The sequence below is a fragment of the Glaciimonas sp. GNP009 genome, assembly GCF_054343755.1.
Window position 1 is genome coordinate 4,878,091 of the sequence record NZ_JBTGUV010000004.1, and the last position, 24,136, is coordinate 4,902,226.

Here is a 24,136-nt window from a genome sequence, read left to right on the forward strand (position 1 = left end):
AAAACGTCCAATTGCCAAGGCATACCGCCAGATGTACATTATCATATTTTATTGCTTCGACTGGAATATTCCTGCATGGTCTCCCTAATTGTTCGTCGCGGATGGATGCTCTTTCCCGCCTTTTTGTTGGCTGGCTGCAATACGGTGCTGATGAATCCATCTGGTGACATCGCCGTTCAGCAGGGCCACCTCATTGTCGTGTCCACATTATTGATGTTGCTAATCATAGTTCCTGTGATCGCGCTGACAATATTGTTTGCATGGCGCTATCGAAAAAATAATACTAAGGCGACCTACGAACCGGATTGGGATCACTCGACGCAGCTGGAGTTGGTCATCTGGGGCGCGCCGTTGCTCATTATCATCGCCCTTGGTCTATTAACCTGGATCAGTACGCATACGCTAGACCCTTATAGAAAACTAACGCGTCTTGACGCCGCGCGTCCAATTCCCGCCGAGACCAAGATATTGACGGTTGAAGTTGTGGCGCTTGACTGGAAATGGTTATTTATTTATCCCGAACAAGGTATCGCCACCGTGAATGAATTGGCGGCTCCGGTTGATGTGCCTATTCACTTTAAAATTACGGCGTCTTCAGTGATGAACTCTTTCTTCATTCCAGCACTCGCCGGTCAAATTTACGCGATGCCAGGCATGCAAACTTCACTTAATGCAGTGATCAACAAGCCCGGTGAGTTCGAAGGCTTTTCGGCCAATTATAGTGGTGCCGGATTTTCAGATATGCGCTTCAAATTTCATGGCATGACGCCGGAAAATTTTGATAAATGGGTACAGGAAGCCAAGGCCGGCGGCGGGGCACTAAAGCGTGTCGACTATATGCAGCTTGAAAAACCTAGCCAACGCGAGCCTGTGCGCAAGTACGGCACAGTGGACAACGATCTGTACCATGCCATCGTTAATCGATGTGTTGAGCCTAACCAGATGTGCATGGACAAGATGATGGCGAATGGTATGCACGGAAAGATGGACCAATCCCATGAATAAAAACCTACAAGAAGGCTGTCCGGCGGGCTGTGTAGCGCGTCGCTTTACAGGCAATGGCGTGGCAGTGTGCGCTGCGCCCCTCTTTTTCCTCGGAAAGTAACGATGCTAGACCACATTAATCTGACGAAGCTGATCTTCGGCCGCCTCACATGGGATGCGATTCCGTATCACGAACCTATTCTGCTAGCTACCTTTATCATGGTGGGTATTGGCGGACTAGCGGTTTTTTCTGCAATAACATATTTCCGCCTTTGGGGCACTTTGTGGCGCGACTGGTTTACAAGTATCGATCATAAGCGGATCGGTATCATGTACATCGTACTTGGTTTAATTATGCTGCTCCGTGGCTTTACCGATGCTTTGATGATGCGTGCCCAGCAGGCATTTGCCTTCGGCGGTGGAGATGGATTTTTACCCCCGCATCATTACGATCAAATATTTACGGCACATGGCGTGATTATGATTTTCTTCGTTGCCATGCCTTTGGTGACAGGATTAATGAATTATGTTGTGCCGCTCCAGATCGGCGCACGTGATGTCGCCTTTCCATTCCTGAACAATTTTAGTTTCTGGATGACGGCCTTTGGTGGTGGCTTATGCATGGCATCTCTATTCATCGGTGAGTTTGCACGCACTGGTTGGTTAGCCTACCCGCCGCTGTCCGGGATACTGGCTAGTCCGGATGTGGGGGTCGACTACTATATCTGGTCCTTGCAGATTGCCGGGGTCGGGACCTTGCTGTCCGGTATCAATCTACTCGCAACCATTGTGAAGATGCGTGCGCCGGGCATGAACATGATGAGAATGCCGATTTTTACGTGGACGGCTTTGTGCACTAACGTATTGATCGTAGCCGCTTTTCCTGTACTGACGGCCGTACTCGGCATGCTGGCGCTTGACCGTACAGTTGGCACTAATTTCTTCACCAATGACATGGGCGGCAACGCCATGATGTATGTCAACCTGATCTGGATTTGGGGTCATCCTGAAGTCTACATTTTGATTTTGCCAGCCTTTGGTGTTTTCTCCGAAGTCGTTGCTACATTCAGTAGCAAGCGTCTGTTTGGATATACTTCAATGGTGTACGCGACCGTGGTGATCACGATCCTGTCTTATCTGGTTTGGTTGCATCATTTCTTTACCATGGGTTCCGGAGCCAGTGTTAACTCGTTCTTTGGCATCACGACGATGATTATTTCGATCCCGACCGGCGCGAAGATTTTTAACTGGTTATTTACCATGTATCGCGGGCGGATTCGCTTTGAAGTGCCGATGCTGTGGACGATGGGTTTCATGATTACCTTCGTTATTGGTGGTATGACTGGCGTCTTGCTGGCGGTTCCGCCTGCCGACTTTGTTTTGCATAACAGTCTGTTCCTGATCGCCCATTTCCATAATGTGATTATCGGTGGCGTACTGTTCGGGATGTTTGCTGGTATTAATTACTGGTTTCCGAAGGCTTTTGGTTACAAACTTGACGACTTCTGGGGCAAGTGCTGCTTCTGGTTCTGGACAATCGGTTTCTACTTTGCTTTCATGCCGCTTTACGTATTGGGACTGATGGGCGTGACACGGCGTCTTAGCCGTTTTGAAGATCCATCACTGCAAATCTGGTTTCAGATTGCCGCCTTCGGCGCAGTATTGATAGCGCTTGGTATTGGTTCGTTCATTGTGCAATTGATTGTGAGTTATCGTCGTCGGGAATCGCTACGCGATACTACTGGCGATCCTTGGGGCGGTCGTACGCTGGAATGGTCAACATCTTCACCACCGCCAGACTATAACTTTGCGTTCACACCACGTATTCACGATAACGACGCGTGGACTGACATGAAGAGTCATAATTTTGAGCGACCAAAAGAAGGGTTCGTTGCCATCCATATGCCGAAAAATACGAGCGCTGGATTTATCATTGCCGCTCTCAGTGCAGTTGTGGGTTTCGCTGTTATCTGGCACATGTGGTTGTTGGCTGGTGTCGGCTTCGTAGCGATGTTGGCAGCAATCATCGCCCATACTTTTAATTACAATCGCGACTATTTCATTCCTGCGGACGAAGTCGTCCGGGTGGAAGATGAGCGCACACGCCTGCTGGGTAGCCATGTCTGAACTCACTACATCCTCCGCTAGCGCCATAGGCGCATTACCGAGCTCGCACTTTTACGTGACCGAGCATCATCCAGAGAATGGCACCTTGCTCGGATTTTGGCTTTACCTGATGAGCGACTGCCTGGTGTTCGCCGCTTTGTTTGCGACCTATGCTGTACTGGGTCGTAACTATGCCGGTGGTCCCACGGGTGCGGAGTTGTTTGACCTGCCGTTAGTGGCGATCAATACGTCATTATTGTTGCTGTCGTCGATTACCTATGGTTTTGCGATGCTGGAAATGCAGCGCAAACGGGTGCGCGCCACCATGATCTGGCTGGCGATTACTGGCTTGCTTGGTGCTTGCTTCATAGGCTTTGAACTCTATGAATTTATCCATTTAATTCATGAAGGTGCCGGACCACAACGCAGCGGGTTTCTGACATCGTTCTTCGCATTAGTGGCAACGCACGGTCTGCATGTGAGCTTCGGCATCATATGGCTGGTGACATTGATGTTTCAAGTTCGTCGCCACGGACTGACGCCGGAGAATAGTCGTCGGCTTATGTGTCTGTCGATGTTTTGGCATTTCCTTGACGTTGTCTGGATTGGCGTCTTCACCTTTGTCTATCTGATGGGAGTGCTTCCATGAGCGCGCATCAAGAACATCCTGCGCACGGCCCTCAACACGGTCATGATGACCATGCGCATGTCGATCATGGCAGCCTAAAAACATATGTCACCGGTTTTGTGCTGGCGGTGATTTTGACGGCGATTCCATTTTGGTTAGTGATGGGAAAAGTGTTTGAGAAGTCTAGTACCACCGGCCTCATCCTGCTTGGCTTCGCTGCTGTACAAATTGTCGTACATATGGTGTATTTTTTGCATATGAACACCAAGTCCGAGCATGGTTGGTCGATGTTGGCGTTAATCTTTACCGTGATGTTGGTCTTTATTATGCTAAGCGGTTCTGTATGGGTGATGTATCACTTGAATCACAACATGATGCCGGGCGTGATGACAGAGTCTGCACAGGAGACCGTTCCTGAGTCGATTCTGCAATCAGCTCCGCCGTCGCGTGACATGACAAAAATGCACAACATGCACACTATGCCATGAACCCCGCGCCGCGTGGCACGGTAACGCCCGGCAAAGTGCCGGGACAAACTGCAACAGCAGTTGCGCAGGATACCTCTTCTCGTTCCCGGCCCGCGGCGTTCCGCATTTTCATAGCGATTTGCGGATGTCTTCTTGTGTTTGCCTTTATGGCTCTCGGCACATGGCAACTCAAACGCCTGCAATGGAAGCTTGACCTTATCGAGCGCGTTGATCAAAGGGTGCATGCTCCCGCAGTCGCCGCTCCCGCTCAAGACCAATGGCAGCGCGTCAATGCTGATGCCGACGAATATCGCCATGTGCGTGTGACTGGCACGTTCCTATACCCACTGACAGTGCGCGTCCAGGCTTCGACGGATCTAGGCGGCGGCTTCTGGCTGTTGACACCACTACGTGGCGCAGACGGCAGCATCGTGCTAATCAACCGCGGTTTCATCCCTTCGAATGCGCAAGATCCTCACGAACGCACAGCGGTATCGAACGCCGGTATTTCAATCGTGACCGGGCTATTGCGCATGAGTGAACCCGGTGGTGGCTTTCTTCGACACAATGATCCCTCAAGTAATCGCTGGTATTCACGCGATGTGAAAGCGATTGCAGCGGCGCGTGGTCTGACTTCTATCGCTCCCTATTTTATAGATGCAGAAGCAACAAAAATATCTACGAATGAAAAGGTCGACGGCTCCGCGTCCAAGCGACCGGTTGCTGGTCTGACGGTCATCGCTTTTCACAACAATCATTTAGTGTACGCGTTGACTTGGTATGCTCTTGCCTTGATGCTGGCAGGTGCAGGTTTGTGGGTCGCGCGCGAGGATCTCCGTTTGTTGCGCTTAGGAAACTCAATGGATGCCCGTCGTAGTGATGGTGTTAATCGCGAAAGTGAAGATGGTAAGAAATAAAGAAGCCCTCGCTCCGACTGATTTGAAAGAGCATTCAGTGGAAGCGACCGGCTTTGAAAATGCCGCTGGCCACAACAACATGCTGCAATTGATCCAACTGCGATGGATTGCCGTGATCGGGCAGATCACAACCATTGCTATTGTGATTATCGGTTTCGATATTAGCCTTCCCCTGCCTCAGATGTTAGAGGTATTGGCATGCCTCATTGCCTTCAACATTGCTAGTCACCTGCGCTGGCACGAACAGCGTGTAGTCAAGAATAGAGAACTGTTTTTGGCGCTATTGGTCGATGTCGTCACATTGACAATTCAATTGCATCTCAGCGGCGGGACAACAAATCCTTTCGCTTTTCTCTTTTTATTACAGGTTATTTTAAGTGCAGTATTGCTCGAAGCCTGGTCAACCTGGACAATCGTCGCTATCACCATTGCCTGTTTAGCAGGTCTATCCCTATTTTCTAATCCGCTGACGTTACCGCTTGTTCAAGGGAACGGTTTATCCGATCTCTACGTCGAAGGTATGCTTATTTGTTTCGCGCTGATTGCAGCTCTCCTTGTGATATTCATTACCCGGATCAGTCGCAATCTTCGCACCGGATATGCGCAACTGGCCGACTTGCGCCAGCGTGCTGCCGAAGAGGATCATATCGTGCGAATGGGTTTGCTGGCTTCGGGGGCAGCGCATGAACTCGGCACGCCATTAGCCACACTGTCCGTTATTCTGGGCGATTGGAAGCGCATGCCCGAATTTAGTCGGAATAGTGAATTACTGGAAGAGATCAGTGAAATGCAGACGCAACTCACGCGCTGCAAATCCATCGTTAGCGGGATTTTGCTCTCTGCGGGAGAGGCTCGCGGAGAATCTTCGGTGAAGACCACGATCAACACTTTTTTGAGTGACCTGGTTGAGGATTTCCGTGCCACCCGAGCCATCATTACCTTTGTATATGAAAACCGCATCGAGCACGATATGCCTGTGGTGTTCGATTCGGCGCTAAAACAAATGATTTGCAACGTACTAGATAATGCGCTCGAAGCCTCCCCGCGGTGGTTATACCTCGAAGCCACGCGTGAAGGCGATGCATTGACCTTGCTGGTGACAGATCGTGGTACTGGATTTGTACCCGCCATGCTGACGCAAATTGGTAAACCGTATCAGTCGAGCAAAGGACGACCGGGTGGCGGTCTGGGATTATTCTTTGTTGTTAATGTCGCACGCAAATTGGGTGGCACCGTTGAAGCGTGGAATCGCGATGCGGGTGGGGCGGCGGTAAAGCTTACGCTACCGCTTGCCGCGATCAGTCTTGAAGAGCACGAAGACCATGCCAGTTGACCGCCTGTTACTCATCATTGAAGACGACGCCGCATTTGCCAGAACACTCGGACGCTCGTTCGAGCGACGTGGGTATACGGTGTTGTTGGCTGCAAACCTGACCGAGGCTACCGCATTGTTGCATCAGCATTCCCCGGGCTACGCAGTGGTGGACCTTAAACTGAACAGTAGTACGTCGGGGTTAGTGTGCGTGCAAATGTTGCACAAGCATGATCCTTCAATGTTGATTGTGGTTCTGACCGGATTTGCCAGCCTTGCTACAGCGGTTGAGGCGATTAAACTTGGGGCTTGCCAATACTTAGCCAAACCATCAAATACCGACGATATCGAAGCAGCCTTTGGTCATATTGCGGGCGTCACCGAAGTCGCACTTCCTAATCGGGCGACCTCAATCAAGACGCTCGAATGGGAGCGTATTCACGAAGTTCTGGTGGAAACTGATTTTAATATCTCTGAGACAGCACGTCGCCTGGGAATGCATCGACGTACACTAGCGCGCAAACTCGAAAAGCAACGCATTAAATAATTCGGATCAGGCTGGCTACCAAGGCAGTCTATCCCCATTGTAGGAGTAAAACTGCCCTGTATCGGCTGCAGTTAACGTGTCTAATACGCCGAGCATATCATTGGCGGCAGCGTCAGGCGTGCGGCCAATCTGGGCTCCACGAAATGGTTCGGATAATTTGGAGTTGACGGTGCCAGGATGCAACGCGATCAACACTGCGCGTGGTTTCGTTCGATTGATCTCAATCGCGGCCGTTTTAACGAACATATTCAAGGCCGCTTTTGAGGCGCGATAACTGTACCATCCGCCCAAACGATTATCTTCAATGCTACCTACCTTTGCAGAAAGAATTGCCATCACACCTCTTTCGCTATCCAATAGCTTTGAAAAATGGCGAATAATCATTGCCGGACCAAAAGTATTTGCTCGAAATGTTTCCATCATTTGCTGATATTGCAAGTCGGCCAATTTTTTTTCAGGCATAAATTCGGGCGTGTGGAGGATGCCAGCAGCATTGATGATGACATTAAACGGGCCTTTAGAAAGGAGTGCCTGAGCAGCGTCGGCGATACTTTCCTCCCGGTCAAAGTCGATTGCCGGTTGCGAATGGCGATGGAGCGCTTCGACAAGTGCGCAGTCTGGATTGGCTTTCAATACATCTACAAAAGCAGAACCAAGTGCGCCTGACGCGCCGATTACCAACGCTTTGAAATGATGGGGAAATGATTGCATTTTCATCCTGACTCCTGGTTTGAACGAGACGTATTTTTAAAATACCTGAAACGATACATCGAAAAATACCGATGAAAATGCAGGTTGCGATCCGTGTGTGATAGTGCCACGGTGCCACGATGACAAAGTCAGTTTACGGCTGGACCCATAGCCTGACAAATATTCTTATTTACCAAAATAAACAGCGATATCCCTACAACTTAGGAGTCTGTCGCAATTTATTGCTATGTATTTAAAGCTATGTATGAGACTGCTTATATTAATGCCATAAGTCTAAGAGCATAAGTCGCATTCGTGATCACATTGCGCTCAAACTAAAAATAGTTGAATCAAAATGGTGTTATCTGTCGCTGTTGCAACATGTAGCACAACAGCATGGGTATAGATATTTGTAAGAGGAGTGATCAGGATCTTCCAAAAGAGCCCAATTCAAAATGCGCTGCGCAAGTAGAGCCGAGAAGTGTGGATTATTGTTTGCTGATTGTTCGTTAGCTGTTCTATTGCAAGTTTGCTGACTGAGCGAACACTGCTCGGTAGTCAGGTCTCATGCCGAATGTTGAGTCCCAGACATATCGGACTATTTTTGTTCTAACCAATGAGTCAATAGATGGTCTAGCGTCGCCCCCATCAGAAGGTAGAGTAGCAACGTCGCCACAATGGTGAGCCCAGCCAATACCCATGGAGAAACCTGATAGAAGCATTCGAAGCGCCTTCGGCCTGATGGATCGAGGATCAGCGGATGGTTCTGCGTGGAACGAAGTGTGTCAATTTGCTTATTTAGCGCCGTTATCAAGGCGATGCGTTCTTTATCGTTGATATTCATGTAGCGTCCTTTGAACCCCAAGTTGAGGATAATGCTATAGCATTCGAGCATATCGAGATCGGGAGGCGTTTCACTCATGCGTGCCTTCAGGGATTCGACGATGCGCTCACCTGCATCACGATACTGAAATAGTGCGAAATGCAAAGGCGAGTCAAACCATTTTAATTTTGTATTTTCGGATAGATGACACGTCACCGTTTCATCAATCAACGCGCATTGTGCATAAACAGCCTCGTGCCTGATGTCGTCCGCAACCCCGCGATGCTCTAAGGCGCGATCAAATTCGGCGACCAATTTCAAACATTCCGCACCTAGAAGTTCGATAGAATCGGGCATGGCATGCTGCGCGAGCAAAGAAACTTTCAATGTAGTTGCACGTAGCAACGCACGCATTGATAAGGTTAGATGGGACGAAACTAGTGTCATGCGCTCTTTCTTCTGGAAATGCTGAGGCGCTCGTATACTGTTCTTTTGTTGGATTGTTTTCTCTTTGCTTTCAACTAGACAGGGCTGCATTTTTTTCTAAATTTAATCAATCAACCTTTTCCAATATCAACTGAGGATGAATTCTTTCAGTGAATTATTTTCAGTAATTCAATCCATTAACCGGCAGAACCTCGTTTGACGTTTGATTATGGCTATTTTTTGTCTATGTAGAAGTCGGACAGGCCATAACGAAACCCACAGTAAGATCGACGACGATATTGCAAATAGTCCAAATCGCAGGCATTACCAAATCTATTACTAATTTTATACAAAAGATTAATTTTGGGTTGAAAAAAATTTGCTATTTTGCAATGGTTCACATTTGAGCATTGACGCTACGTAAGGACCAATCACGGCCTTTTCCATCATTTTTTTGTCTGAGCGTCCATTTTTTAGTACTTTCGTCTCCTTTCGAATTTCTCTCAAAAATACGCATCGGAGTTGACAGGCTGAAATTTCAGGCATAGTCTTCGTTTATTGGTCTTACCATTGAATTGGTAAGCGGAACCTTATTTATAAATATGTCATTCGATCCTATTATTCAGACCTCCGTTTCCGAGCAGGTAGCGCAGCGACTTTTGCAGATGATACGTACCGGTCAGCTCAAGCCAACGCAGCAATTGCCACCAGAGCGTGAGTTAGCGACTATGTTGGGAGTTGGTCGTCCAGCTGTGCGAGAGGCAATCCGCGGTTTGTCATTATTAGGCTTATTGCGCATTAGGCAGGGCGAAGGGACCTTCGTTGGTTCTCTGCATCCGCGTGAATTGCTTGAACCGTTAGAAATGATTATCGACCTTAACGCTGGCAGTCTCGATGCACTATTCGATTCGCGCATCATTATTGAAAGCGGCGTAGCCGCTTTGGCAGCAACGCATATTAGTGAAGAGCAATTGGCTTTCCTGGCAGCTACGGTAGAGGATGAAGTCGCCTTGTTGAGTGATGCGGCCACTTTTGCGGCCGCCGACGTCGCATTCCATGAGGTCATTATTGAAGCCTGCAATAATCCTTTCCTGCAAAGTATTGCCGGAAGTTTGTATGTATTGGGCAAAAAAAGTCGCTCTATTACATCCCGTATTCCAGCCGTTTTGGAGCGCAGTCTTCAAGATCACCGCGATATTCTGGCAGCGCTGCAAGCGCGCGATCCAGAGCGCGCCGCACTGTCTATGCGCAATCATTTATTGCGCGTACGTGAGGGCTACCAAAATGCCACCCACAGCGCCGATGCCGCGGCATCACATCTGCCACTCACCTAAACACTCCTTTATCGCCGCCTCAAATCGTTAGCACGGGCTGTTGGTAACTTTATAACGACCATCGCCCGGGCGACTTGCCTCAGCATTTACGTCAAAAATACGTCTTTGTATTTATCTCATTTTTAAGGAGTCCTTCATGACCAATCGTTTAGCGGGTAAAACCGCATTGATTACCGCCGCTGCACAAGGTATAGGCCGCGCTACCGTTGAGGCATTCCTGCGCGAAGGCGCGCACGTGATCGCCACTGACATCAATGAAACACTATTAGCCGAACTGTCAACGCTGCCAAATTGTGTCGTGCGTAAACTTGACGTGACCAATAACGAAGAAGTCAAAGCCATAGCAGCAGAATTTGGCACCATCGACGTCCTGTTTAATTGCGCCGGATTTGTTCACCACGGCACTATTTTGGAATGCGATGAAGATGTGTGGAATTTCTCCTACAATCTCAACGTCGGGTCCATGTATCGGACTATTCGCGCCTTCCTGCCCGGCATGCTGGCTAACGGTGGTGGCTCGATTATCAATATGTCATCTGCCGCTTCCAGCATCAAGGGTGTGCCGGTCAGGTTTGCTTACGGCGCAACCAAAGCCGCGGTGATCGGATTGACGAAATCCGTTGCTGCTGATTTCGTTTCAAAGGGCATTCGTTGTAACGCCATCTGTCCCGGCACCGTAGAATCGCCGTCGTTGCGCGGACGTATCGCTGAACAGTCTCACACCAGCGGTCAAAGTGATGAGCAAGTGCGTCAAGGCTTTGTCGCACGCCAGCCAATCGGACGTCTGGGCAAAGCCGAAGAAATCGCCGCGCTGGCCTTGTATCTGGCCTCGGACGAATCTTCCTTCACGACCGGGACCAGCCAAATTATTGACGGTGGCTGGTCAAACTAATCGTCATTCAGGTAACCGTAATAGTGGCCGGTCAAATCGATTGAGCATCCATAAACGCATTAGAAACAGGAGCATATTTTGAAATTATTACGTCACGGCCCCAAAGGTCAGGAAAAACCAGCAGCGATGGACACTAACGGGAAAATTCGCGATCTGTCATCGATCATTAGCGATATCAGTCCAGAAGTATTATCCCCGGCTGGCCTGAAAAAATTGCAGGCAATCGATTTGTCAACGCTGCCGGAAGTGCCTGCACCGCAGCGCTTTGGTGCGCCATTTACAGGCCTGGGTAAATTCATCTGTGTAGGACTGAATTACAGTGACCATGCGGCCGAATCTGGCTTGCCGGTACCACCTGAACCAGTATTGTTCAATAAATGGTCGAGCTGCTTTGGCGGCCCTAACGATCCGATCGTCATGCCGAAAAATTCGGTCAAGACCGACTGGGAAGTGGAGTTGGGCGTGATTATCGGCAGCAAAGCGCGCTATGTCACGGTGGAAAATGCACTCAGCCATGTCGCTGGATACGCGGTGATAAATGACGTATCCGAGCGTGAATACCAGATTGAGCGCAGCGGCACCTGGGATAAGGGCAAAGGCTGCGACACGTTTGGGCCGGTGGGTCCTTGGCTGGTTACCGCCGACGAAGTTGGCGATCCACAAAACCTTTCCATGTGGTTGGACGTCAATGGCACACGCTACCAGAACGGTAATACCAAAACGATGGTTTTTAATGTCGCATTCCTAGTGCATTACATCAGCCAGTTCACAACACTTTATCCTGGCGACATTATCTCAACGGGCACGCCACCAGGCGTTGGCATGGGACAGAAACCGCAGGTTTTCTTAAAAAATGGTGACGTCGTCAAACTCGGAATCGAGAAACTGGGCGAGCAACAGCAAACTGTGCATACATGGAACGAAGCCTTGCTTGACTAAGAAGATTGCCAACTTCAAAGAGGGGTGTGCGGCAACGTAAAGCATGGCCTGATTTGTAGCGCACAGGTTTGTCCAAACAGGCAATTTAATCCTTCGTACATTTACGTTGGAGCGCGGTCGATTGACTCCTGCTCCGGCCTCGTTGCGTCTATTTAATCAAAAATAGCCGCAACACTTATAAAAATAAAAGGCCAGTCAACACTGCATCGCTTTCAACAGAAGCGCAAGCGGGTTGCACGGCAGATTCCAGTTCAGCGCGAGCATAGACGAATGCGAACTGGTCCATCAATGGATCACGTATCCTAACAGGAGCAAAGCATGTCCGTAGCCAGTAGTTTTGTCACGTCCAGTACCACAGCATTTGAAGAGGCAGCCTATCGCAAGATAACCTGGCGCATTATTCCATTTTTGATAGTGTGTTTTATCTTCGCCTATTTTGATCGCGTCAACATCAGCTTTGCCAAGTTGCAAATGCAAAGCGATCTCGGATTAAGCGACGCCGCTTACGGTTTTGGTGCAAGTATTTTTTTTGTAGGTTATTTTATTTTTGAAATCCCCAGCAATATCCTCATGCATCGCGTCGGCGCCAAGCTCTGGATTGCACGCATTATGATTTCTTGGGGTATCGCTTCGTCCTTACTGATGCTGGTACATAACGAGACCTGGTTCTATGTATTGCGCTTTATTATTGGCGCGACTGAAGCTGGTTTTCTTCCTGGAATTATTCTGTATTTCACGTATTGGTTTCCAGCTAAAAGACGGGCCCGTATCAACGCCATTTTCATGACATCTATCGCCGCCGCAGGCGTCATTGGTGGGCCAGTCGCGGGTTTTATCATGACTCGCTTCGCGGGTGTCTATGGCTTGGCGGGCTGGCAATGGCTGTTTCTGCTCGAAGGATTGCCAACCATCGGTCTCGGTTTTCTGGTGTTGCTCTGGTTGGACGATAACATCGGCAACGCAAAGTGGTTATCCAATGCGGAAAAGAAGGTATTACAAGACAACATTGATAATGAAAACACTGACATCGTGGCGCACAGTTTTCTTGATGCGATCCGCCAGCCAGCGACCATTTTTTTGTCTATTGTTTACCTCTTCATGCTGATGGGATTATATGGCCTCACTTTTTGGCTACCGCAATTAATCAAGAACACCGGCATCGCCAGTCCGATGACAATCGGTTTGCTAAGCACAATACCGTACGCTGCGGCTGGTGTCGTGATGGTGCTGATTGCACGTAGTTCTGACCGCCATGGTGAGCGGCGCTGGCATCTTGGTCTTTGCATATTCGCCGGTGGGATAGGTTATGTATTAAGCGGATTGTTTGGAGATAACACGGCGATTGCATTGGCGGCACTCACTTTAGCGGCGGTTGGGGTGATTGGCTGTCTACCGGTTTTTTGGACCTTGCCACCGAAATTTTTGACCGGCACCGCGGCCGCTGGCGGGATCGCTTTGATTAACTCAATCGGCAATCTGGGCGGCATTATTAGTCCTTACATGGTGGGTAAGGTAAAAGACGTCACGGGCAGTACAGCGGGAGGGTTATACGCCATTGCGACTGTCACCATTATTGCCGCGCTATTGGTAATGTTTGCTTTGCCACGGAGTATTTCCGGCAAAGATGGCGTCAATTGAAGTTTGGCTCGGCTCGGCCTGTATCGGCGAGTCGTCATGCAATCACGACCGCCATGAATACGGTGGATAGACTTAACAAAGTCAATCCCATGATGAACGCACCGTCAGCATAGTTTTCGAGTCGGGTACTTCCGGCCGAACGCATGGCAGCATAAGAAAGCACGCCGCTGGTCAAAAATACGAGGCTGTTCACTGCAAGCAAATGGCCTAGCCAAAAAGCCAGGCCATTAAATCGGGCAAGTTTGATAATGGAAAGGGCGGTGATGCACACACCAATCATTGTGGCCGATGATGGCAAGATGTGTTGCGACAGGTTATTTGAGTCGTTTGAGCGCATTTTTGACACCGAAATTCCTTCATAACCACTAATTAATTGATCGTGCAGCCGGTACTATCTGTTCTGATTTAGGCATGCATTTTGCTAGACAGTATTTTGTATTAAGGTTCGGTGAAGCGCAAAAATACGAACTGACCGCTTGAAAAAAATCAAGCGGTCAGTAATGTAATGTCTCATTTACTCCCTTATTTAAAGCATAAATAGACAGACTCAGCTTAACCTAACGCCAGTGGGACAAAGATTTTCTGTCCATCACGCTGCACTAACAAGGCAATATTCTTACCCGCCTTGTTCGACAGCTGCCGTAGTTGCTCTACACTATTAACCGGCGTGCCGTTAATAGACAGGATCACATCGCCAGCCTGAATACCCGCTAAAGCCGAAGGGCCGGTTACTTCCCCAACGATGAGTCCACCTGTAACACCGGCTTGTTGTCGTTCGTCCTGATTAAGTGGCCGCACAGCCAAACCAAGTCGACCTTGCGCGCCGCCAGCGTTATCATTAGACGCGAGCTTGCCCGCATCCATTTCGCCTACTTTGATGGACAGCGATTTAGCCTTACCATGGCGAACGACGTCAATATTTGCGGTACTTCCCGGCTTTGAATCAGCGACAAACTCTGGCAAATCTGCAGAGCGGTCAATTTGCTGTCCGTTAAAACGCAAAATTACGTCGCCAGTTTCCAAACCACCTTTTTCAGCCGGACTACCTTTGTCGACCGATCCGACTAATGCGCCTTCGGCTTTAGGTAATCCAAACGAGCTTGCTAATGCCTGATTAACCTCTTGAACGCTGACGCCGAGATGACCACGGGTTACCTTTCCGTGTTGTACAAGTTGCTGCTCAACATTCATCGCGACATTGATCGGAATGGCAAACGAAAGCCCTTGATAGCCACCCGTCTGACTATAAATCTGTGAGTTAATACCGATAACCTGGCCCTTTATATTAAACAATGGGCCGCCCGAGTTACCGGGATTAACCGCAACGTCTGTTTGAATAAATGGAACGTAATTGTCATCCGGTAAGGATCGTGATTTTGCACTGACAATACCCGCGGTAGCGGTATTTTCAAAGCCGTAAGGGGATCCGATGGCTAATACCGGTTCGCCTACTCTGGTTAGTGCCGGATTACCAATCTGTACGGTCGGCAGGTCTTTTGCCGCAATGCGGATCACTGCAATATCGCTCTGCTTGTCGGAGCCCAATACCTTGGCCTTGAACTCCCTGCGATCCGTTAATTTAACCGTCACCTCTTGCGCGCCATCAACCACATGCGCGTTGGTCAAAATTAAACCGTCGGAACTAATGATGAAGCCAGAACCCAGTCCCCGCATGATTTGCGGCGCATGTGGTACCTGTAATTGAGGGCCAAAGCGCTTGAAAAACTGTGAGAGCGGATCATTGGGGTCAAGTTGTCCTGAACTGCCCTCAGTAGCTGAAACATCGCTGGCCTTGGCGCTGCCGGTAACACTAATATTCACCACCGCAGGACCAGAGCGCTCAACAATCGTTGAAAAATCGGTTGCCACCGCTATCGGACCACCAGAGCTCGGCGGCGAAGCCGCAGTGGAGGGCAGCGGCGCAGTGATAACGTTTGCCGCATTAGCATTGGTAATGCCGGTACCAATCCCGTTGGAGTGGATGTAAAAACCCGCAACGACAACCAACACAGCGCTGGCAATAGCACTACGAGCAAATGTCTGACGATTCATGTGGTACTCCCTTGAAGTGGATGGGCCATGTCGTTTCGGCTTCCTTCATCACCATTTACACTGAGCACTAAATTGCACAGTGCCACGTCTAATATTTGATGACTTAAGCGGAAACGACCACCCTTGGGATACAGCATAAATTCGAAGAATTAAGCCAGACTTAAAAAGCAGTGTTAAAAAGAAAAATATGTATTTTATTTAAATACTTGTAACGACAACTTTGGTTATTTCAACGTTTGTCTTTCAAAGATTTTTGCAAAGGCTCCTTCAAAATTTATTACCTCATACAGCAAACCGTACGCTCGCAGACAAGCCATTTTTGTCATTGCGAAGGCTAACTGTCGCGTGATGCGCATCAGCAATTTGCTTGACGATTGCCAAGCCCAAGCCGCTGCCGTGAAATTGTCTCTGAGCGCTGGACGCCCGATAGAAACGATCGAATACACGAGGAAGATCCGCTTCAGGTATTCCCGGCCCGCTGTCACGCACCGTTACGATTACCTCACCAACGCCAGTGGTGATAGATACGTCGATAACGCCATGTTCCGGCGTGTGACATAACGCGTTATCGATCAGATTGTTGAAAAGTACGCGCAAGGCATCGACGTTGCCGACAATATTCGCCTGTGTCGCAGTGGTAATTCCCAGATCAATATTGCGGGCAACTGCCGAGGTAGAGAAGTCACCCACCACCGACTGCATCAATGCCGTCAGATCACTTTCGATCACCGCTTGCTGAAAAGCGCCCGGTTCCTGACGTGCCAGGGTCAGCAACTGATTCAATAAATGCGTAGCCCGTTCCAAACCGCGTTTGAGGTCAGAAAAAGACGCTTGCCGATCATCATCGGTGGTCGCACGCTCGGCAAGTTGCACCTGTAATCGTAATGCGGTAAGTGGCGTACGCAATTCATGCGCCGCGTCAGCCACAAACGCACGTTGCGCGTTGATTGCTCCGCCCAATCGTGCCAGCAAATCATTGAGCGCCTGCGTCAATGGTTGAATCTCTTGTGGCAAGCCACCATCCTCAATCGCCGCCAGCGAATGAAAATCTCGTGTCTGGACTTCAGCTGCGGCGCGCTTAATCGGTGCCAGACCACGCCCAATCACCACCCAGATCAATAGTCCCATCAATGGAATAAGTAGCAGCAAAGGAGACACGGTCTTGATTGCCATTTGCGCTGCGATTATCTGTCGCGCCCTCTGCGGCTGCGCCACTTGCACGACGGTATTGCCAATTTGGGCGCTATAAACACGCCAGATAGCATTATTTTGCAGAATATCGGCAAAGCCAAGTTCTGCTTGTAACGGCAATCTGGAGCGCGTATGCGAGTGATAGATGACAACGCCCGTGTTGTCCCAAATCTGAATCATGATATCGTCGCTCAGATCCGGCACGGTGTCATGGTCGGAGTCAATCGGCGAAAAAGCCTGGCGCGGCAACGACGCCACGATCTGCTTCATTTGATAGTCGAATAACTCATTGGCTTCGCTACGCGCCTGGAAATACAACCCAACTCCGGCCAGCAAAATAGCTGCCGTCAATCCGACCGCTAACCATAAAAGCAGATTACTGCGAATGGACCTCATTTGGGCACCCCATCGGGCACCGCATCGGGTACCACTTTTGCCACCGTTTTGGCCACCATATAGCCGACGCCACGCACGTTCTTGATAAAATCACTGCCTAACTTTTTACGCAAGGCGTGGATATACACTTCTACCGCGTTGCTTTCGATGCTGTCATCCCAGCCATACAGCTTTTCCTCTAGTTGCGCGCGTGACAGCACTGCGCCGGGTCGATCCAAAAACGCCCGTAACAGTGCAAATTCACGCGCGGACAAATTGATTTCGCAACCTTCTAGTCGTACTTCATGGGTGGCCGGATTTAACGTTAATTGCCCAACCTCAATCACCGGGTCGGCACGTCCCGATTGTCTTCGTAACAAGGCGCGTATGCGTGCCGCCAGTTCTTCAAGGTCGAATGGCTTAATTAAATAATCGTCTGCACCAGCATCCAGGCCAGCAACCCGATCAGCTATCGCATCGCGGGCAGTGAGGATGAGCACGGGAATCTGGCTCCCGCGCGCGCGTAACGATTTCAGTACGTCCAGACCATTTTTTTTCGGCAAGCCAAGATCAAGGAGTAATAATTCATAGTCTTCTTGGGCGACCGCGACTTCGGCTGCTTTGCCGTCCTCCACCCAGTCCACAGCAAAACCGTCCAGCCGTAACCCCTTGCGCACGGCCTCGCCGACCATTAGATCATCTTCGACCAATAACAGACGCATGGGATAGATCCTTTTCTATATTAAGCGGTACTCATCAACGTAACAAGTAGACCTAAAAATCAATGTTTCCGACAGTTTAACGGCAAATAATTAAGTCCCCCTTAAGGTATTTTTTTGCCTTAAGTGTAAAAAAATACTGCAAAGTAGCTATTTGGGGCTTTTTTGTTAAGCGCTAAAACCGAAGTGCGAGTAAACTTCGTCTATTGCGATGATATGGGATTTCACCATATGAAACGCTGCTTCCAATAAATTAAACTCCACATTAGTTTAGCGCCCTAAGGATCGGTAACAGGAAGCACCAATCCGAAAAGGCAGCACACCAATACATCAACAAACATACAACGACAAGAGGATCACCGTGACTGCAGGTAAATCGACCATCATCTACACGCTAACTGACGAAGCGCCGCGCCTGGCAACTTGTTCCTTCCTGCCAATCATCAGAACGTTTACTGCACCAGCCGATATCACCATCGTCAAGAGCGATGTGTCGGTTTCAGCGCGGATTCTTGCTGAGTTCTCTGACTGCCTGGCTGAAGGCCAACAAGTACCCGACAATCTGGCTGAATTAGGCCGCCTGACCCAAGAACCCGATACTAATATCATCAAGCTACCAAATATCAGTGCTTCGGTTCCCCAGCTTATTGCTGCTATTCGTGAATTGCAGACACGTGGATTTGCCATTCCGGATTTCCCTGAAGACCCGAAGACCGATGTAGAGAAAGCAATTTTGAAGCGTTATTCCAAGGCCTTGGGCAGCGCGGTCAATCCAGTATTGCGCGAAGGGAACTCTGACCGTCGTGCTCCTGCAGCGGTCAAGCGCTATGCACGTAAGAACCCGCATTCCATGTCTAAATGGAGTCCGGCATCGCGCACGCATGTTTCCCACATGCATGGTGGCGATTTCTACGCTAGCGAAAAATGTCTGACGCTGGACAAAGCTTGCGACGTCAAGATGGAACTAGTCACGAAAGATGGCAAAGTCATTGTATTGAAGAATAAGGTGTCGCTACTCAACGGCGAGATTATCGACAGTATGTTCATGAGCAAGAAGGCGCTTTGCAAGTTTTACGAAGAACAAATGGAAGACGCCCGCGTAACTGGCGTGATGCTCTCGTTGCACGTCAAGGCAACGATGATGAAAGTGTCGCATCCGATTGTTTTTGGCCATGCAGTAAAGATCTTCTACAAAGACGCTTTTGCCAAGCACGGTAAGTTATTTGAAGAACTCGGCGTCAATGCCAACAATGGTCTGAGCAGCGTCTATGACAAGATCGCGACCTTGCCAGAATCCAAGCGCGATGAAGTTATTCATGATTTGCACGCTTGTCATGAACACCGTCCAGAACTGGCGATGGTCGATTCAGCCAAGGGTATCTCCAATCTGCATGCACCGAACGACGTGATCGTAGATGCCTCAATGCCTGCCATGATCCGTCTCGGCGGCAAAATGTGGGGCGCGGATGGCCGCCCTAAAGATACCAAAGCAGTGATTCCGGAAAGTACGTTCGCCCGTATCTATCAGGAAATGATTAACTTCTGCAAAACCAACGGTGCCTTCGATCCAACTACGATGGGAACTGTGCCAAACGTCGGCCTGATGGCGCAAAAGGCCGAAGAGTACGGGTCGCATGACAAAACTTTTGAAGTGCCCGGCGATGGCGTGGCGCGTATTGTCGACTTTGACGGTAACGTATTGTTAGAGCAAAACGTGGAAGAGGGCGATATCTGGCGTATGTGTCAGGTCAAGGATGAGCCGATCCGCGACTGGGTAAAGCTGGCCGTCAATCGTGCTCGTTTATCCGGCATGCCAGCGGTTTTCTGGCTTGATGAATACCGTCCGCACGAAGCAGAATTGATCAAAAAGGTCAAAACTTACCTCAAAGAATACAATCTGTCGGGTCTCGATATCCAGATCATGTCGCAAGTTCGGGCAATGCGTTACACCTTGGAGCGCGTGATCCGCGGCAAAGATACCATCTCGGTGACCGGTAATATTTTGCGTGATTATCTGACTGATTTGTTTCCTATTATGGAACTGGGGACCAGTGCCAAAATGCTATCGATCGTGCCATTGATGGCCGGCGGCGGCATGTTTGAAACCGGTGCGGGCGGCTCGGCTCCAAAGCACGTCAAGCAATTGGTCGAAGAAAACCATCTGCGTTGGGACTCATTAGGCGAGTTCCTGGCGTTGGCTGTGTCATTGGAAGATGTCGGCATCAAAACGGGCAACAACAAGGCAAAGATTCTGGCTAAAACGCTCGATGACGCCACCGGCAAACTTCTCGACAACAACAAATCACCATCACCACGTACCGGTGAACTGGACAACCGCGGCAGTCAATTCTATTTGGCCATGTACTGGGCACAAGCATTGGCTGAGCAGACCGAAGATGCGCAGTTGCAAGCGCACTTTGCGCCTTTGGCTAAAACTCTGGCCGATAACGAAGAAAAGATCTCCGCAGAGTTCAAGGCGGTACAAGGTAAACCGGTCGATATCGGCGGTTACTTTCTGGTTGATCTGGAGAAGGTCAAGGCGATCATGCGGCCTAGTGCGACTTTCAATGCCGCTTTGAAGAACGCGCAAATCTGAAAGTAAAGTGAAGTAAATTAAAATAAAGGCAGATATGCACCTTGACGGGTGTGGATCTGCCTTTATTTACGTACGGTGACGTAACAGCAAAAAAGTGGACTATGTCGATCCATAACTGATTACGACCACGTTTACTCTTCAATTTGAAGAGCGTCTGAAATTTTTATGTGCAGCAAAGCAGACACAGAATTATTTACACCCGCACATCTTGCGCTCCGTCCTGGCAAAATCTCCCAATCGTCAAGGCCTGGAAAGTATGGCGTTAATAGTCACTCATTTTCACTTCAACATTCTACTCATCACGTCATCTTTCAATACAAAGCGATGAAACAATGCTGCCGAAACGTGAAGAATAATCAGCGCAAAAAGAACCCACGCCATCACGCCATGGACATCGCCCATATCATGTCCGAAAGATGATCCTTTGGCGGTTAGTGCAGGTAATGGAATAATATTGAAAACCCGCACAACCCAACCACGGGATGATGCATTTGCCCAGCCCAAAAGCGGTGTGACGATCAACGCGGCGTACAAAAGAAAATGCGTTGCGCTTGCTACGCGGCGGAGCCAGAGCGACGATCTATCTGGTGGTGGTGAATGTGTTACCCGCCATACAACCCGAATAAAAATAGTTAATATCAGAGCGCCACCAACAAAGAGATGCCACCAGATACCGCCTTCAACCTTAGTATCTCGACCTACATCGTCCATCAACCATCCAATGACAAATTGTACCGAGATCAAAAATACCGTTAGCCAATGCAACGTGCGGGCAACGCCATCATATGATGACCTCTTCATTAATGGTTTTTGAATCACAATGACCTCCTAAATGGTGTTACGTCGATTTTATTAAATGTGCGTCAATAAATTCAGCAATGTATATGCAGAAAATATCTACAAAATATTCGCGGATTTTTCTTTGCCTGGCCGGTCGCAGATTGTCAGATTTTTACTATCCAAAAGCAATAGAGACTTTTACATTTTTTATATTAGATACACCGTACACGCATTGTAGAGCCTATTCCGGTAGCTTTTGGTTTGGTTGCGCGGTCACCAAGACACATCTACTAAGTATGAGTAGCAAAACTTAGGACAAGCATAGTGCACCCGTCGGAGTTGATCAGATCACTGCGCTGGCGGCGCGCTTTCTTGCCTGAATTGTTTGGGCGTCATTCCTGTTTCTCGCTTAAACGCACGACTAAAATAGGCGGGATCCTGAAAACCAAGCTCATAAGCGATACTGGATATACTGGCGGGGACGTAGGTTAACTTGCGTCGGGCTTCCAGCATCAGACGCTGCTGCGTCATGTCGAAGGCTGATTTTCCGCCTAACTTAAGGCATAAACGGTTCAGGCGAATTTCAGCAATATGCAGCTGATTTGCATACTGGGCCACGCTCCATTGTTCATAATAATGCGCTTCGACCAGTGCCCGAAAGCGACTAAACGTCTCGAAGCTGGCACGTCCGGTCAGATTGGCGCTGCGATGATCGGTGTGTTGGCGCAGTAACAGCAATAAAACGCTCCGTGCCAGCCAATCCAGCATCAACGCATGACCATCTAACGGGCTTGAAAATTCCGTCATTAAATATCCGAGTAACGACTCAATGCGTTGTCGCACTTCTGGCGCGCTGGCCAGGTCAATTGCCAACGGTTCCAAAAACAGCACGGAAAAAATGTCATCCTGCATCCCAGCCTGCGCGCCAAACAGGACGCTTTGGTCAATCGTTAGGACAAAGCCGTGCGCCTCTTGCGAAAATTCAAAACCGTGGACCACGGAGGGATGAATGGTGATTGCCGTCGGGCCCACGCAATTCCACGTAGCGCTGTCGATCTGAGCCCGAACCTGACCACCTAACAAAAACAGCACCTGAAACAGTCCACTATGCGTGTGACTGGCAATGTGCCAATCGTATAGGCGGCTCCGCGTCTCGATTAATTCGATATGTAGGAACTCAGCGGGATTGATCGGTGTGACTTCGCCATATAGGGTGAACTGGGGGATTTCGGGCGTTCTCATGACGCTTTCCGTGTGATGTGTTTGTCAAAATAGTACAAGAAATTGATGGTTTGATCCATTTTTTATTGGCGATCCATCGACTACGATCAAAGTAATCAAAAGAATAGTACAAAAATTGGAGATCACAGATGAACACACAGGTAGCGATTATCGGTGCCGGTCCTGCCGGACTATTGCTGTCACATTTATTGCATTTGAGGGGCATTGAATCGGTGGTACTGGAATCCCGTACGCGTGCCGATATCGAATCAACCATTCGTGCAGGGGTGTTGGAGCAAGGCACAATGGACATACTAAATGAGGCTGGCGTCGGTGTACGGATGCGTAGCGAAGGTGCGCTGCATCACGGCATTGAACTTGCTTTTGGCGGAAAGCGTCACCGCATCGACTTGAGTGAACTCACCGGTCGTGCCATTACCGTCTATGCCCAGCACGAGGTCATCAAGGATCTGGTTGCAGTCCGTGTTGCCGCAGATGCTCAACTGCTGTTCGAAGTGAGTGATGTTAGCCTCCATGCTATTGACAGCGAGCAACCCTCGGTTCGGTTCAAGCATGGTGGCGAGCCACAGCAATTAAAAGCCGATTTCGTGATCGGTTGTGATGGTTTTCACGGTATCGCCCGTGCAACTATTCCAGACATTTCACGTCGCGACTATCAACGCATCTATCCATTCGGTTGGTTCGGCATTCTGGTGGAGTCGGCTCAGTCTTCGGATGAGCTAATTTATGCACAGCATGACCGCGGGTTTGCGCTGGTCAGCACGCGCTCGCCGATGGTACAGCGACATTATTTTCAATGTGACCCAAAAGATGAGGTAGCCAATTGGTCCGACGACCGCATTTGGTCCGAACTTCATACACGGTTAGAAAATCGTGACGGCTGGAAATTAAAAGAAGGCAAAATTTTTCAGAAAAATATCATTGGCATGCGTAGCTTCGTATCGACGCCGATGCAACATGGCCGGCTTTTCCTCGCAGGTGACGCCGCGCACATCGTCCCGCCCACGGGCGCTAAAGGTATGAATCTGGCGGTGGCCGACGTTCGTCTGCTGTCGATTGCGCTGGATGAGTTTTATAAAAAGGGGCAGCAAGACCAGTTGGACACTTACACTGAAACAGCACTCAAGCGGATCTGGCGCGCAGAACATTTTTCCTGGTGGATGACCAGCTTGTTGCATCGATTTGAGGACGCATCGCCATTTCAGAAAGAGTTACAGCGCGCAGAGCTGGAGTACGTCATTAGTTCACGCGCTGCATCGACGGTTTTAGCTGAAAATTATGTTGGATTGCCGTTCGTCTGAACGCCAACTACGATTACGGCGGCTTAGTCAGCAAAGGTTAAAAAGGATAAGCACGAGAATAGCAAAAGATGCGCATAAATCACCATCATCCCGATGGGAGATTTTAATTATTTTTACAAAAAACATAGGTAAGTGGTTGTGGCATTATTTGTACTGAATTTGTACTGACAATAGGCA

Annotated in this window: 21 protein-coding genes; 13 read left to right on the plus strand and 8 right to left on the minus strand. The window is 49.2% G+C overall.

Annotated elements, in window-relative coordinates; genetic code table 11:
- Nucleotides 1–75: 75 nt before the first annotated feature.
- The 7 genes from cyoA to ACXX82_RS22490 all read left to right on the plus strand — a co-directional run bounded on the left by cyoA (nt 76) and on the right by ACXX82_RS22490 (nt 6,961).
- Complete coding sequence (gene cyoA, locus ACXX82_RS22460) at nt 76–1,005, plus strand: ubiquinol oxidase subunit II (protein ID WP_322238567.1); 930 nt, start codon at nt 76–78, stop codon at nt 1,003–1,005.
- 102 nt (nt 1,006–1,107) lie between these two features.
- Nucleotides 1,108–3,111 carry a cytochrome o ubiquinol oxidase subunit I gene (gene cyoB / locus ACXX82_RS22465; RefSeq protein ID WP_322238569.1) on the plus strand — a complete coding sequence of 668 codons (2,004 nt, stop codon included), beginning with the start codon at nt 1,108–1,110 and terminating at the stop codon, nt 3,109–3,111.
- Complete coding sequence (gene cyoC / locus ACXX82_RS22470) at nt 3,104–3,739, plus strand: cytochrome o ubiquinol oxidase subunit III (RefSeq protein WP_322238571.1); 636 nt, start codon at nt 3,104–3,106, stop codon at nt 3,737–3,739. Before cyoB ends, cyoC begins: the two co-directional genes overlap by 8 nt.
- The gene (gene cyoD, locus ACXX82_RS22475; RefSeq protein WP_322238573.1) at nt 3,736–4,206 is read left to right on the plus strand and encodes a cytochrome o ubiquinol oxidase subunit IV; all 471 of its coding nucleotides are present in this window, start codon (nt 3,736–3,738) and stop codon (nt 4,204–4,206) included. The genes cyoC and cyoD overlap by 4 nt, the downstream gene beginning before the upstream one ends.
- The gene (locus tag ACXX82_RS22480) at nt 4,203–5,102 is read left to right on the plus strand and encodes an SURF1 family protein (RefSeq protein ID WP_322238575.1); all 900 of its coding nucleotides are present in this window, start codon (nt 4,203–4,205) and stop codon (nt 5,100–5,102) included. The genes cyoD and ACXX82_RS22480 overlap by 4 nt, the downstream gene beginning before the upstream one ends.
- Complete coding sequence (locus tag ACXX82_RS22485) at nt 5,050–6,435, plus strand: ATP-binding protein (protein WP_322238577.1); 1,386 nt, start codon at nt 5,050–5,052, stop codon at nt 6,433–6,435. Before ACXX82_RS22480 ends, ACXX82_RS22485 begins: the two co-directional genes overlap by 53 nt.
- The gene (locus ACXX82_RS22490; RefSeq protein WP_322238579.1) at nt 6,425–6,961 is read left to right on the plus strand and encodes a response regulator transcription factor; all 537 of its coding nucleotides are present in this window, start codon (nt 6,425–6,427) and stop codon (nt 6,959–6,961) included. The genes ACXX82_RS22485 and ACXX82_RS22490 overlap by 11 nt, the downstream gene beginning before the upstream one ends.
- 15 nt (nt 6,962–6,976) lie before the next feature.
- On the opposite strand, the gene ACXX82_RS22495 is transcribed toward ACXX82_RS22490, so the two are convergent.
- Entirely contained in the window at nt 6,977–7,672 is a 696-nt protein-coding gene (locus ACXX82_RS22495) for an SDR family NAD(P)-dependent oxidoreductase (RefSeq protein ID WP_322240659.1), read from the minus strand.
- A gap of 577 nt (nt 7,673–8,249) precedes the next feature.
- The gene (locus tag ACXX82_RS22500; protein WP_322238580.1) at nt 8,250–8,921 is read right to left on the minus strand and encodes a DotU family type IV/VI secretion system protein; all 672 of its coding nucleotides are present in this window, start codon (nt 8,919–8,921) and stop codon (nt 8,250–8,252) included.
- A gap of 581 nt (nt 8,922–9,502) precedes the next feature.
- Between ACXX82_RS22500 and ACXX82_RS22505 the strand changes: the two genes are divergently transcribed.
- The 4 genes from ACXX82_RS22505 to ACXX82_RS22520 all read left to right on the plus strand — a co-directional run bounded on the left by ACXX82_RS22505 (nt 9,503) and on the right by ACXX82_RS22520 (nt 13,703).
- Nucleotides 9,503–10,234: a FadR/GntR family transcriptional regulator gene (locus tag ACXX82_RS22505; RefSeq protein WP_322238581.1), complete on the plus strand. Its 732-nt coding sequence runs from the start codon at nt 9,503–9,505 to the stop codon at nt 10,232–10,234.
- 136 nt (nt 10,235–10,370) lie between these two features.
- Complete coding sequence (locus ACXX82_RS22510) at nt 10,371–11,126, plus strand: SDR family oxidoreductase (protein WP_322238582.1); 756 nt, start codon at nt 10,371–10,373, stop codon at nt 11,124–11,126.
- Nucleotides 11,127–11,204: 78 nt separating this feature from the next.
- Nucleotides 11,205–12,065 carry a fumarylacetoacetate hydrolase family protein gene (locus ACXX82_RS22515; RefSeq protein ID WP_458563741.1) on the plus strand — a complete coding sequence of 287 codons (861 nt, stop codon included), beginning with the start codon at nt 11,205–11,207 and terminating at the stop codon, nt 12,063–12,065.
- Nucleotides 12,066–12,383: 318 nt separating this feature from the next.
- Entirely contained in the window at nt 12,384–13,703 is a 1,320-nt protein-coding gene (locus ACXX82_RS22520; protein WP_458563742.1) for an MFS transporter, read from the plus strand.
- Nucleotides 13,704–13,737: 34 nt separating this feature from the next.
- Here ACXX82_RS22520 and ACXX82_RS22525 read toward each other — a convergent pair whose 3' ends face one another.
- The 4 genes from ACXX82_RS22525 to ACXX82_RS22540 form a co-directional block, all read right to left on the minus strand.
- Nucleotides 13,738–14,040: a hypothetical protein gene (locus ACXX82_RS22525; protein ID WP_458563743.1), complete on the minus strand. Its 303-nt coding sequence runs from the start codon at nt 14,038–14,040 to the stop codon at nt 13,738–13,740.
- Nucleotides 14,041–14,255: 215 nt separating this feature from the next.
- Nucleotides 14,256–15,755, minus strand: a complete 1,500-nt coding sequence (locus ACXX82_RS22530) for a DegQ family serine endoprotease (RefSeq protein ID WP_322238586.1) — start codon at nt 15,753–15,755, stop codon at nt 14,256–14,258.
- 282 nt (nt 15,756–16,037) lie between these two features.
- Nucleotides 16,038–17,342 (minus strand): sensor histidine kinase, encoded by a 1,305-nt coding sequence (locus ACXX82_RS22535; RefSeq protein WP_323507507.1) that lies wholly within the window; start codon nt 17,340–17,342, stop codon nt 16,038–16,040.
- The gene (locus ACXX82_RS22540; protein WP_458563744.1) at nt 17,339–18,043 is read right to left on the minus strand and encodes a response regulator; all 705 of its coding nucleotides are present in this window, start codon (nt 18,041–18,043) and stop codon (nt 17,339–17,341) included. Before ACXX82_RS22540 ends, ACXX82_RS22535 begins: the two co-directional genes overlap by 4 nt.
- Before the next feature lie 358 nt (nt 18,044–18,401).
- On the opposite strand from ACXX82_RS22540, the gene ACXX82_RS22545 reads away from it, so the two are divergent.
- Nucleotides 18,402–20,636, plus strand: a complete 2,235-nt coding sequence (locus tag ACXX82_RS22545) for an NADP-dependent isocitrate dehydrogenase (protein ID WP_323507505.1) — start codon at nt 18,402–18,404, stop codon at nt 20,634–20,636.
- A 279-nt stretch (nt 20,637–20,915) separates the two neighbouring features.
- Here ACXX82_RS22545 and ACXX82_RS22550 read toward each other — a convergent pair whose 3' ends face one another.
- On the minus strand, nt 20,916–21,437 hold the full coding sequence (locus tag ACXX82_RS22550; RefSeq protein WP_322238590.1) for a cytochrome b: 522 nt from the start codon (nt 21,435–21,437) through the stop codon (nt 20,916–20,918).
- Nucleotides 21,438–21,764: 327 nt separating this feature from the next.
- Entirely contained in the window at nt 21,765–22,658 is an 894-nt protein-coding gene (locus tag ACXX82_RS22555) for a helix-turn-helix domain-containing protein (protein ID WP_322238591.1), read from the minus strand.
- 128 nt (nt 22,659–22,786) lie between these two features.
- On the opposite strand from ACXX82_RS22555, the gene ACXX82_RS22560 reads away from it, so the two are divergent.
- Nucleotides 22,787–23,959 carry a 4-hydroxybenzoate 3-monooxygenase gene (locus ACXX82_RS22560; protein ID WP_322238592.1) on the plus strand — a complete coding sequence of 391 codons (1,173 nt, stop codon included), beginning with the start codon at nt 22,787–22,789 and terminating at the stop codon, nt 23,957–23,959.
- The last annotated feature ends 177 nt before the right edge of the window (nt 23,960–24,136 follow it).

Bases quoted from the DNA above. Each gene is read 5' to 3' on its own strand.
- ACXX82_RS22530 (WP_322238586.1), bottom strand. From the start codon at position 15,755: ATGAATCGTCAGACATTTGCTCGTAGTGCTATTGCCAGCGCTGTGTTG.
- ACXX82_RS22480 (WP_322238575.1), top strand. From the start codon at position 4,203: ATGAACCCCGCGCCGCGTGGCACGGTAACGCCCGGCAAAGTGCCGGGA.
- ACXX82_RS22520 (WP_458563742.1), top strand. From the start codon at position 12,384: ATGTCCGTAGCCAGTAGTTTTGTCACGTCCAGTACCACAGCATTTGAA.
- cyoD (WP_322238573.1), top strand. From the start codon at position 3,736: ATGAGCGCGCATCAAGAACATCCTGCGCACGGCCCTCAACACGGTCAT.
- ACXX82_RS22500 (WP_322238580.1), bottom strand. From the start codon at position 8,921: ATGACACTAGTTTCGTCCCATCTAACCTTATCAATGCGTGCGTTGCTA.
- ACXX82_RS22535 (WP_323507507.1), bottom strand. From the start codon at position 17,342: ATGAGGTCCATTCGCAGTAATCTGCTTTTATGGTTAGCGGTCGGATTG.
- ACXX82_RS22490 (WP_322238579.1), top strand. From the start codon at position 6,425: ATGCCAGTTGACCGCCTGTTACTCATCATTGAAGACGACGCCGCATTT.
- ACXX82_RS22525 (WP_458563743.1), bottom strand. From the start codon at position 14,040: ATGCGCTCAAACGACTCAAATAACCTGTCGCAACACATCTTGCCATCA.
- ACXX82_RS22495 (WP_322240659.1), bottom strand. From the start codon at position 7,672: ATGCAATCATTTCCCCATCATTTCAAAGCGTTGGTAATCGGCGCGTCA.
- cyoC (WP_322238571.1), top strand. From the start codon at position 3,104: ATGTCTGAACTCACTACATCCTCCGCTAGCGCCATAGGCGCATTACCG.
- ACXX82_RS22560 (WP_322238592.1), top strand. From the start codon at position 22,787: ATGAACACACAGGTAGCGATTATCGGTGCCGGTCCTGCCGGACTATTG.
- ACXX82_RS22510 (WP_322238582.1), top strand. From the start codon at position 10,371: ATGACCAATCGTTTAGCGGGTAAAACCGCATTGATTACCGCCGCTGCA.
- ACXX82_RS22555 (WP_322238591.1), bottom strand. From the start codon at position 22,658: ATGAGAACGCCCGAAATCCCCCAGTTCACCCTATATGGCGAAGTCACA.
- cyoA (WP_322238567.1), top strand. From the start codon at position 76: ATGGTCTCCCTAATTGTTCGTCGCGGATGGATGCTCTTTCCCGCCTTT.
- ACXX82_RS22540 (WP_458563744.1), bottom strand. From the start codon at position 18,043: ATGCGTCTGTTATTGGTCGAAGATGATCTAATGGTCGGCGAGGCCGTG.
- ACXX82_RS22485 (WP_322238577.1), top strand. From the start codon at position 5,050: ATGCCCGTCGTAGTGATGGTGTTAATCGCGAAAGTGAAGATGGTAAGA.
- cyoB (WP_322238569.1), top strand. From the start codon at position 1,108: ATGCTAGACCACATTAATCTGACGAAGCTGATCTTCGGCCGCCTCACA.
- ACXX82_RS22550 (WP_322238590.1), bottom strand. From the start codon at position 21,437: ATGAAGAGGTCATCATATGATGGCGTTGCCCGCACGTTGCATTGGCTA.
- ACXX82_RS22505 (WP_322238581.1), top strand. From the start codon at position 9,503: ATGTCATTCGATCCTATTATTCAGACCTCCGTTTCCGAGCAGGTAGCG.